Here is a 9405-nt window from a genome sequence, read left to right as displayed (position 1 = left end):
GTCGTCTAAAGGAAGCAGCTCAACAGGTAGTGGAACATCCAGATGAGAGTTTCAGTATTTATTTTGGGTTTTTTTTTTCTATCATTGCATGGGTAGCTGACAACATTACCGTCGTGAATGAAAATACATATAATATACTTTTCATTATAGCTATGCTAGCAACTATTCTTTCTGTTCTTTCGTGGCGGTATCTATCTAAAAAAAAAGGAGTGTTATGGATTTTTTCATTTCTATATCTATTAAATGGAATCGATATTTTTATTGACATATACTTCCGTCTGTTTTGACTCGTTAACAGATAGTGGTTTTATGATTTGGTAGTTATACTTTTACACTATCTGATTGTGGTTTATTTTGCAGTAATTGCCGAATTTTGTTGATTAAGATTATTGGGGATATGAATCCTGCCAACAAATGGCAGAACTAGTATTGCGGCTAAATAGCTTATATGGACACCTCCCCGATGCAAGCACGGGCGGATCTTTTTCTGACAAGAGACTACCTGGCCAGAGGTATGACGAGGAGTCGGGGGTGCACTATAACCGGCACCGGTACGATGATCCGCAGCAGGGAAGATATATCACTCAGGATCCGTTAGGGCTGACGCGGGACAGACGCCACCGGGAAGCGGAGCGGATGTTCGGGTCTAACCGGGAGCAGCAACACTATACGGCAGCAGGACAGCTTGCGTAACGCGTCACCGACAGTGAGACTCTGGACTACCGGTACGACATCCAGGGGCAACTCACCGGCACCGGTGCAGAGCGTCAGTACGGCTACGATGAAAACGGACGTTTAATCAGTGCGGTACAGCCGGGTCTCAGCGCGGTATACCGGTATGACCCGGCGGGCAACCGGGTGGACGGGGAAGGACGACAGCAATTCGACAACCGGCCGGCAAAAGACGCCGTCTGGTAGTATGAGTACGATGCGTGGGGCAACCTGATTAAAAAGAGCAATGAGCGGGAGAAATATTTTACCACTACGATCTGCTGCACCGGTTAACGGGCTACGAGAAATAGACGCCGTCGGGAGCCATCATCCGTGCGACCTACAGCTACGACCCGTTCGGCAGACGTATCAGCAAAACGGAGGTGTGCAACCACCAGAGTGACACCACGATCTACGGCTGAGACGGCGACAGGCTGATGCAGAAAGCCATTACCGTTCACTCATCAAGCCAGATCAGAAAGCATAAAAAAGCCCCATCAGAAAATAATTGATAGGGCTATTGTCGTCTGCCTGCAGGATCGTTCAACCGATCATTTTGCTTAACCGAACGGTGTTACGCCTCGGCAGGTTTTTTTTATCTCTGAGACAAACGCATTAACGCGCTACCGCGTTCTGAACGTTTTCGTCCGCTTTCCAGATACGGTATTTCACTTCCACGTTTTCAGGGGTATAGACCACGATAGGCAGTTTGCTGTTGTAGCGCAGCATCCCGGCATCACCCAAATAGGCGGTGACGAATTTTTTCTCTTTCTTGCCTTCCGGGCAGGCCATCATGGTTGAAGCAGGGCCCGTGACTTTATCGACAACGTAGTAGTTGTAGCCCCAGCCTTCCAGGGTTTTGCTTTCCAGTTGGCCGCCAAGACGATGTTGGTTGCAATCCACTTCCAGCGTTTGACCAATCAACAGTTCTACTTTGAGGGTAGATTCATCCTGCTCAGGCGTGAGTTGGATAACCTGACGTTTCATACCTTTCTCGGCCTTAGGATACGGCGCGACTTTTTCCAGTGGCTGAGAATTCGTCTCTTGCGTGGTTGCCAATGCAGAAGTACTGGCGAAAGCGGCCAACAGTACCGCAGGAACGAGGGTCTTCATTTTATTGTTCACACTATTTCCTTTTTCTCGCTTATGAACGATTTCGCGCAGCGTAACACATTCACAATTCTTATTAATCTAAATTTACTTATATTTTAAGTGTATTGATGAGTGGTTTATTCATAATCCAGATTTATATGCTGATATGAATAATTTAAATAAGATAAATCTCTGTTTTTGTGTTTACGGCTGGTGGTTGAAAGATAACCTACTGAAATGTGAGCAAAAGCACATTACCTCACGGCAATCCGACACTCTTTTGATCCGGCAACAGCATTTACCCCCATCGGGGTATGCACCTCGATCACATCCTGAAATATCGTACACGTAAAAATAACGACTCATAAAAAATGCGGTTTTTATTGTCGTTCACTCTCCTGAGTAAGCGTCGTTATGGAAGGACAATGTCATGGTTGATTTATCCCGTCGCGGCATATTGACAGGCGCCTGGCGCAAAGCCAGCAACGGGATCTGTCCGCCGTGGAGCGGGGAAGTCTCACACTTTCTGGCACATTGTATCCGTTGTGACGCCTGCATTCAGGCATGTGAGAACGGCATCCTGCAGCGAGGCCAGGGCGGCTACCCGAGCGTAAATTTCAAACAGGGCGAGTGCAGCTTTTGTTATGCCTGCGCGCAAGCCTGTACCGAATCTCTTTTTCTTCCGCGCCACACCAGGGCCTGGGATCTGAATTTTACCCTTGGGCAAGATTGCCTGGCATATCAGTCTGTTGAGTGTCATCGCTGTCAGGATAGCTGTGAACCTATGGCTATCACGTTTCGCCCCACGCTGTCGGGCATTTATCAACCGCAACTTAACAATCAGGCATGCAGTGGATGCGGGGCGTGTGTCGCCAGCTGCCCAGTGTCAGCCATTAATGCGGAGTACAACCATGCACACTAACTGGCAGGTTTGTAGCCTGGTCGTTCAGGCGAAAAGCCAGCATATCACCGATATCAGCGCGCAATTACAGCAGTTTTCTGGCTGTGAAGTCGCCCTCAGCGATGTGGAAAGCGGTCAGCTGATCGTGGTGGTAGAAGCAGAACACAGCGAAACGCTGATGCAAACAATTGAGTCGGTACGCAACGTTGCAGGCGTGCTGGCGGTGTCGCTGGTTTATCACCAGCAGGATGAGCAAGGTGAGGAAACACCATGAAACTCAGTCGTCGTAGCTTTATGAAAGCTAACGCCGTTGCGGCCGCTGCGGCGGCTGCCGGGCTAAGCGTGCCGGGCGTTGCCCGCGCCGTGGTCGGTCAGCAGGAAGCCATCAAGTGGGACAAAGCGCCGTGCCGTTTTTGCGGAACGGGCTGCGGCGTGCTGGTGGGGACTCAGCAGGGGCGCGTTGTCGCGTGTCAGGGTGATCCTGAAGCGCCGGTTAACCGCGGGCTTAACTGCATCAAGGGTTACTTTCTGCCGAAAATCATGTACGGAAAAGACCGTTTAACGCAGCCGATGCTGCGTATGAAAGACGGCAAGTACAATAAAGAAGGTGAGTTTACCCCGATTAGCTGGGACCAGGCCTTTGACATCATGGAAGAGAAATTCAAAACCTCTCTGAAAGAGAAAGGGCCAGAAGCGATAGGCATGTTTGGTTCCGGTCAGTGGACCGTCTGGGAAGGTTACGCGGCGGCGAAACTGTTCAAAGCCGGTTTCCGCTCTAATAACATCGATCCGAATGCGCGTCACTGCATGGCGTCGGCGGTGGTGGGCTTTATGCGTACCTTCGGTATGGATGAGCCGATGGGCTGCTATGACGATATCGAACAGGCCGACGCGTTTGTGCTTTGGGGCGCCAATATGGCGGAGATGCACCCGATTCTGTGGTCGCGCATTACCAACCGTCGTTTGTCCGATCCCAATGTGAGCGTGGCCGTGCTCTCCACCTTCCAGCATCGTAGTTTTGAGCTGGCCGATAACGGTATGGTGTTCACACCGCAAACCGATCTGGTGATCCTCAACTACATCGCGAATTACATTATTCAGAACGACGCCATTAATCAGGATTTCTTCAGCAAACACGTCAACTTGCGCAAAGGGGCGACGGACATCGGCTACGGTTTGCGTCCTACCCATCCGCTGGAGAAAGCGGCGAAAAACCCGGGTTCCGACGCCTCTGAGCCGATTAGCTTTGACGAGTACAAAGCGTTCGTCGCGGAGTACACGCTGGAAAAAACCGCTGAAATGACCGGCGTGCCGAAAGATCAGCTGGAACAACTGGCGCAGCTGTATGCCGATCCGAAGAAGAAAGTCATCTCCTACTGGACGATGGGCTTTAACCAGCACACGCGCGGCGTGTGGGCCAACAACCTGGTCTACAACCTGCACCTGCTGACCGGAAAAATTTCGCAACCTGGCTGCGGTCCGTTCTCTCTGACCGGTCAGCCTTCTGCCTGTGGTACCGCCCGTGAAGTGGGGACCTTCTCCCACCGTCTGCCTGCGGATATGGTGGTGACCAATGAGAAACACCGTGATATCTGTGAGAAACACTGGCAGATCCCGGCGGGCACCATTCCGGCCAAAATCGGTTTGCACGCGGTGGCGCAGGACCGTGCGTTGAAAGACGGCAAGCTGAACGTCTACTGGACGATGTGTACCAACAACATGCAGGCCGGACCGAACATCAACGAAGAGCGTATGCCGGGCTGGCGCGATCCGCGTAACTTCATCATCGTCTCCGATCCTTACCCGACCGTCAGCGCGCTGGCTGCTGACCTGATCCTGCCGACGGCGATGTGGGTCGAAAAAGAAGGGGCTTATGGCAACGCCGAGCGCCGTACTCAGTTCTGGCGTCAGCAGATTAAAGCGCCGGGTGAAGCGAAATCTGACCTGTGGCAACTGGTACAGTTCGCACGTCGTTTCAAAACCGAAGAGGTCTGGCCGGAAGCGCTGCTGGCGCAGAAACCGGAACTGCGCGGTAAAACGTTGTATGACGTGCTGTTCGCTACCCCCGCGGTAAGCAAATTCCCACTGACAGAGCTGGCAGAAGATCAACTCAACGATGAATCCCGCGAGCTGGGTTTCTACCTGCAAAAAGGGTTGTTTGAAGAGTACGCCTGGTTTGGTCGCGGACACGGTCACGATCTCGCCCCGTTCGATGATTATCACAAAGCGCGCGGTATACGCTGGCCGGTGGTCGATGGGAAAGAGACGCTGTGGCGTTACAGCGAAGGCCACGATCCGTACGTGAAAGCGGGTGAAGGCTACAAGTTTTACGGCAAGCCGGATGGCAAAGCGGTGATCTTCGCGCTGCCGTTTGAACCCGCAGCGGAAGCACCGGATAAAGAGTACGACCTGTGGCTTTCTACCGGTCGTGTGCTGGAACACTGGCACACCGGCAGTATGACGCGTCGTGTGCCTGAGCTGCACCGTGCGTTCCCGGAGTCGGTGCTGTTCATTCATCCGCTGGATGCGAAAGCCCGTGATCTGCGCCGTGGCGACAAAGTGAAAGTCGTCTCCCGTCGTGGTGAGGTGATTTCGATTGTCGAAACGCGTGGACGTAACCGTCCGCCGCAGGGACTGGTGTATATGCCGTTCTTTGATGCCGCACAGTTGGTGAATAACCTGACGCTGGATGCGACGGATCCTCTCTCCAAAGAGACGGATTTCAAGAAGTGCGCAGTGAAACTGGCGAAGGTGTAATTCGGTATGTCCCGGTCAGCGAAATCGCAAAATGGCCGCCGCCGCTTTCTGCGCGATATGGTTCGCGCAGCGGGCGGGTTGGCTGCTGTTGGCGTGGTGCTGGGGTTACAGCAGCAAACCGCACGCGCAACGGGCGTGCGGTTGCGACCACCGGGCGCCATTGCTGAAAACGCGTTTGCCAGCGCCTGTGTGCGGTGCGGGCAGTGCGTTCAGGCGTGTCCGTATGACACGCTAAAACTGGCGACGCTGGCCTCCGGGCTGGCCGCCGGGACGCCGTATTTCGTCGCCCGCGATATCCCCTGCGAAATGTGTGAAGACATTCCGTGCGCCAAAGTGTGCCCGAGTGGGGCACTGGACCGGGAGATTCGCTCAATTGATGATTCCCGCATGGGGCTGGCGGTATTGCTGGACCAGGAAAACTGCCTCAACTTTCAGGGATTGCGTTGCGACGTCTGCTATCGCGAATGCCCGAAAATCGATGAGGCGATTACCCTGGAACTGGAGCGCAATATGCGCACAGGCAAGCATGCGCGTTTCCTTCCTACCGTTCACAGCGACGCCTGCACGGGCTGCGGTAAGTGCGAAAAAGTCTGTGTCCTGGAGCAACCGGCAATAAAAGTATTGCCGCTGTCGCTGGCGAAAGGGGAGTTGGGTCACCACTACCGCTTCGGCTGGCTGGAGGGGAACGATGGCAAATCGTAAACGTGATGCCGGACGTGAAGCCCGGGTGAAAAAAGGCTGGTGGCGCAGTCATCGCTGGTTGGTTTTCCGTCGCGTGAGTCAACTGCTGGTGCTGGGAATGTTTCTGAGCGGCCCGTGGTTGGGCGTGTGGATCCTCCACGGCAACTACAGCAGCAGTTTGCTGTTCGACGCCATCCCGTTGACCGACCCGCTGATAGCCTTGCAAAGCCTGGCCAGCGGACATTTGCCCGCCACGGTTGCGCTGACCGGGGCGGTGATCATTACGGTGCTGTATGCCTTTGCTGGAAAGCGATTATTTTGCAGTTGGGTCTGCCCTCTGAACCCCGTTACCGATTTAGCTAACTGGCTACGCAGAAGGTTTGACCTGAATCAGTCCGCGAGCCTTCCTCGTCATATACGGTACGTGCTTCTGGTTGTGGTGCTGGTCGGATCGGCTCTGACGGGAACGCTACTGTGGGAATGGATTAACCCGGTTTCTCTGCTGGGACGAAGCCTGGTGATGGGATTTGGTAGTGGCGCACTGCTGATTATCGCTCTGTTTTTATTTGATTTACTGGTCGTTGAACACGGCTGGTGCGGGCATCTCTGCCCTTTAGGCGCACTGTATGGCGTGCTGGGAAGCAAAGGCGCGCTGACCGTTGCGGCGAAAGACAGACAGAAATGTAACCGCTGTATGGATTGTTTTCATGTTTGCCCGGAACCGCATGTGCTACGTGCGCCGGTGCTGGATGAGCAAAGCCCGGTGCAGGTCACCAGCCGCGACTGCATGACCTGCGGTCGTTGCGTGGATGTCTGTTCTGAGGACGTTTTTACAATAACAACACGATGGAGTTCGGGAGCGAAATCATGAAAAGCCATGACCTGATTAAAGCGCTGTGTCAGTGGACGGCCGGGCTGGCCCTGGTGGTCAGTAGTGCGGTTTGGGCAGCAAACGGAGTAGATCTGAGCCAGTCGCCAGAAGTGTCTGGGACGCAGGAAGGGGCGATTCGTATGCCTAAAGAGCAGGAACGCCTGCCGCTGAACTATGTCAATCAGCCCCCTATGGTTCCACACAGCGTGGACGGATACCAGGTAACCACCAACACCAACCGCTGTCTGCAATGTCACGGTGTAGAAAGCTATCGCACCACGGGGGCGCCGCGTATCAGCCCGACGCACTTTATGGATAGCGACGGCAAAGTATCAGGTGAAGTCGCGCCGCGCCGCTATTTCTGTTTGCAGTGCCACGTACCGCAGGCAGACGCAGCGCCGATTGTTGAAAATACGTTTACGCCCTCGAAAGGTTACGGGAAATAAGAGGTCATTATGGAAAATTCTAACCGTAAACCGGGTGTCATTAAGCGCGTCTGGCAATGGTGGCGTCGACCCAGCCGTCTGGCGCTGGGCACGTTACTGTTAATCGGTTTTGTCGGCGGCATTATTTTCTGGGGCGGTTTCAACACCGGTATGGAAAAAGCCAACACCGAAGAGTTCTGCATTAGCTGCCACGAAATGCGTAATACGGTTTATCAGGAGTATATGGAAACCGTACACTACAACAACCGCAGCGGCGTGCGGGCAACGTGTCCTGATTGCCACGTCCCACACGAGTGGGGTCCGAAAATGATCCGTAAGATCAAGGCCAGTAAAGAGCTGTATGCAAAGGCATTTGGTCTCATCGACACCCCGCAGAAGTTTGAAGATCACCGACTGACCATGGCGCAAAATGAGTGGCTGCGGATGAAAGACAACAACTCGCAAGAGTGTCGCAATTGCCACAACTTCGAGTTTATGGATTTAACGGCCCAGAAAGGCGTTGCGGCTAAAATGCACGACCAGGCCGTGAAAGAAGGGCAAACCTGTATCGATTGTCACAAAGGTATAGCGCATAAACTCCCGGATATGCGCGACGTTAAACCAGGCTTTTAACAGGATGTTGATGAGTGGGAATACTTGAAGCCAGAGAACTCCTCTGCGAGCGAGACGACAGAATTTTGTTCAGCGGACTGTCGTTTCGCGTGAAGGCCGGGGAATGGGTACAAATTACCGGAGGCAACGGTGCAGGGAAAACCACGCTCCTGCGCTTGCTTACCGGGCTGGCTCGCCCTGATGCCGGGGAGGTCTACTGGCAAGAGCAACCATTACGCAACGTGCGGGACAGCTATCATCAGGATCTGCTGTGGATCGGACATCAGCCGGGGATCAAAACCCGGCTTTCGGCGTTGGAAAACCTGCGTTTTTTTCATCAGGATGGCGATGTCGCACAGTGCCTGGAAGCTCTCGCGCAGGCCGGACTGGCTGGCTACGAAGACATTCCCGTTAATCAACTTTCTGCCGGACAGCAGCGCCGCGTCGCGCTGGCGCGTCTCTGGCTCACCCGGGCCAAACTCTGGATCCTCGACGAACCTTTTACCGCCATTGATGTGAACGGCGTGGAACGCCTGACGCAGCGGATGGCGCATCATACCGGGCAGGGTGGGATTGTGATTCTGACCACCCATCAGCCGATGAATGTCGACACCGACAGGATCCGCCGTATTGCGCTGACCGGTGAGAGGGTAGGGCAATGATGTGGCGAATTTTCCGTCTCGAACTGCGGGTTGCGTTCCGTCATAGTGCGGAAATTGCCAATCCATTATGGTTCTTTCTGATCGTCATCACCCTGTTCCCGTTGAGTATTGGCCCGGAGCCGCAGCTGCTGGCGCGCATTGCGCCTGGCATTATTTGGGTGGCTGCGTTGCTCTCTTCGCTGTTGGCGCTGGAGCGCTTATTCCGCGACGACTTACAGGATGGCAGCCTTGAACAGCTGATGCTGCTGCCGTTGCCGTTACCGGCGGTGGTGCTGGCCAAAGTGATGGCGCACTGGATGGTGACGGGACTTCCGTTGCTGATCCTCTCCCCCCTGGTGGCGTTGCTGTTGGGAATGGACATCTACGGCTGGAAAATCATGGCGCTGACGTTACTGCTGGGGACGCCGACGCTGAGCTTTCTCGGCGCACCGGGGGTGGGGCTGACGGTAGGACTCAAGCGCGGCGGCGTGCTGCTGAGCGTGCTGGTGCTGCCGCTGACGATCCCATTATTAATTTTTGCAACCGCCGCGATGGATGCGGCATCCATGCATTTACCTGTTGAGGGATACATGGCGATCCTCGGCGCGCTGCTGGCAGGCAGTGCGACGTTAAGTCCTTTTGCGACGGCGGCAGCGTTACGCATCAGTATGCAGTAACGCAGTTTTTCTCTGTTTTGTTTGAGTCTGGTGACTG

The 9405-nt window shown here is 54.1% G+C and carries 12 protein-coding genes; 11 read left to right on the top strand and 1 reads right to left on the bottom strand.

Features of this window, described 5'->3' with window-relative positions; genetic code table 11:
• Window positions 1–287: hypothetical protein (locus AC07NP_RS18215; protein WP_494661310.1), on the top strand; the 287-nt coding region annotated here is incomplete at its 5' end.
• 127 nt (window positions 288–414) lie between these two features.
• The gene (locus tag AC07NP_RS18210; RefSeq protein ID WP_494661309.1) at window positions 415–693 is read left to right on the top strand and encodes an RHS repeat-associated core domain-containing protein; all 279 of its coding nucleotides are present in this window, start codon (window positions 415–417) and stop codon (window positions 691–693) included.
• Between the two features lie 633 nt (window positions 694–1326).
• On the opposite strand, the gene eco is transcribed toward AC07NP_RS18210, so the two are convergent.
• Window positions 1327–1824 carry a serine protease inhibitor ecotin gene (gene eco / locus AC07NP_RS18205; protein WP_203361236.1) on the bottom strand — a complete coding sequence of 166 codons (498 nt, stop codon included), beginning with the start codon at window positions 1822–1824 and terminating at the stop codon, window positions 1327–1329.
• A 409-nt stretch (window positions 1825–2233) separates the two neighbouring features.
• On the opposite strand from eco, the gene napF reads away from it, so the two are divergent.
• From napF to ccmB, 9 genes are read left to right on the top strand one after another with little or no spacing between them, the layout of a single operon-like run.
• On the top strand, window positions 2234–2725 hold the full coding sequence (gene napF / locus AC07NP_RS18200; protein WP_203360616.1) for a ferredoxin-type protein NapF: 492 nt from the start codon (window positions 2234–2236) through the stop codon (window positions 2723–2725).
• The gene (gene napD, locus AC07NP_RS18195) at window positions 2715–2978 is read left to right on the top strand and encodes a chaperone NapD (RefSeq protein ID WP_162379194.1); all 264 of its coding nucleotides are present in this window, start codon (window positions 2715–2717) and stop codon (window positions 2976–2978) included. Before napF ends, napD begins: the two co-directional genes overlap by 11 nt.
• The gene (gene napA, locus AC07NP_RS18190; RefSeq protein WP_203360617.1) at window positions 2975–5461 is read left to right on the top strand and encodes a nitrate reductase catalytic subunit NapA; all 2487 of its coding nucleotides are present in this window, start codon (window positions 2975–2977) and stop codon (window positions 5459–5461) included. The genes napD and napA overlap by 4 nt, the downstream gene beginning before the upstream one ends.
• Before the next feature lie 6 nt (window positions 5462–5467).
• Window positions 5468–6163, top strand: coding sequence for a ferredoxin-type protein NapG (gene napG, locus AC07NP_RS18185; protein WP_203360618.1), 696 nt, complete (start codon window positions 5468–5470; stop codon window positions 6161–6163).
• Window positions 6150–7013: a quinol dehydrogenase ferredoxin subunit NapH gene (gene napH / locus AC07NP_RS18180; RefSeq protein WP_494661308.1), complete on the top strand. Its 864-nt coding sequence runs from the start codon at window positions 6150–6152 to the stop codon at window positions 7011–7013. The genes napG and napH overlap by 14 nt, the downstream gene beginning before the upstream one ends.
• Window positions 7010–7459, top strand: coding sequence for a nitrate reductase cytochrome c-type subunit (gene napB / locus AC07NP_RS18175; RefSeq protein WP_192612842.1), 450 nt, complete (start codon window positions 7010–7012; stop codon window positions 7457–7459). The genes napH and napB overlap by 4 nt, the downstream gene beginning before the upstream one ends.
• A gap of 9 nt (window positions 7460–7468) precedes the next feature.
• Complete coding sequence (gene napC / locus AC07NP_RS18170) at window positions 7469–8071, top strand: cytochrome c-type protein NapC (RefSeq protein ID WP_494661307.1); 603 nt, start codon at window positions 7469–7471, stop codon at window positions 8069–8071.
• A 14-nt stretch (window positions 8072–8085) separates the two neighbouring features.
• Window positions 8086–8712 (top strand): cytochrome c biogenesis heme-transporting ATPase CcmA, encoded by a 627-nt coding sequence (gene ccmA / locus AC07NP_RS18165; RefSeq protein ID WP_494661306.1) that lies wholly within the window; start codon window positions 8086–8088, stop codon window positions 8710–8712.
• Window positions 8709–9368 carry a heme exporter protein CcmB gene (gene ccmB / locus AC07NP_RS18160; protein WP_192612840.1) on the top strand — a complete coding sequence of 220 codons (660 nt, stop codon included), beginning with the start codon at window positions 8709–8711 and terminating at the stop codon, window positions 9366–9368. The genes ccmA and ccmB overlap by 4 nt, the downstream gene beginning before the upstream one ends.
• Window positions 9369–9405: the final 37 nt, after the last annotated feature.

Source organism: Citrobacter sp. GW821-FHT07H02, from assembly GCF_059418505.1.
Note: the sequence above shows the minus strand (reverse complement) of the source record. Positions and strands in the feature narration are given on the sequence as shown.

Bases quoted from the DNA above. Each gene is read 5' to 3' on its own strand.
- AC07NP_RS18210 (WP_494661309.1), top strand. From the start codon at position 415: ATGGCAGAACTAGTATTGCGGCTAAATAGCTTATATGGACACCTCCCC.
- eco (WP_203361236.1), bottom strand. From the start codon at position 1,824: ATGAAGACCCTCGTTCCTGCGGTACTGTTGGCCGCTTTCGCCAGTACT.
- napF (WP_203360616.1), top strand. From the start codon at position 2,234: ATGGTTGATTTATCCCGTCGCGGCATATTGACAGGCGCCTGGCGCAAA.
- napD (WP_162379194.1), top strand. From the start codon at position 2,715: ATGCACACTAACTGGCAGGTTTGTAGCCTGGTCGTTCAGGCGAAAAGC.
- napA (WP_203360617.1), top strand. From the start codon at position 2,975: ATGAAACTCAGTCGTCGTAGCTTTATGAAAGCTAACGCCGTTGCGGCC.
- napG (WP_203360618.1), top strand. From the start codon at position 5,468: ATGTCCCGGTCAGCGAAATCGCAAAATGGCCGCCGCCGCTTTCTGCGC.
- napH (WP_494661308.1), top strand. From the start codon at position 6,150: ATGGCAAATCGTAAACGTGATGCCGGACGTGAAGCCCGGGTGAAAAAA.
- napB (WP_192612842.1), top strand. From the start codon at position 7,010: ATGAAAAGCCATGACCTGATTAAAGCGCTGTGTCAGTGGACGGCCGGG.
- napC (WP_494661307.1), top strand. From the start codon at position 7,469: ATGGAAAATTCTAACCGTAAACCGGGTGTCATTAAGCGCGTCTGGCAA.
- ccmB (WP_192612840.1), top strand. From the start codon at position 8,709: ATGATGTGGCGAATTTTCCGTCTCGAACTGCGGGTTGCGTTCCGTCAT.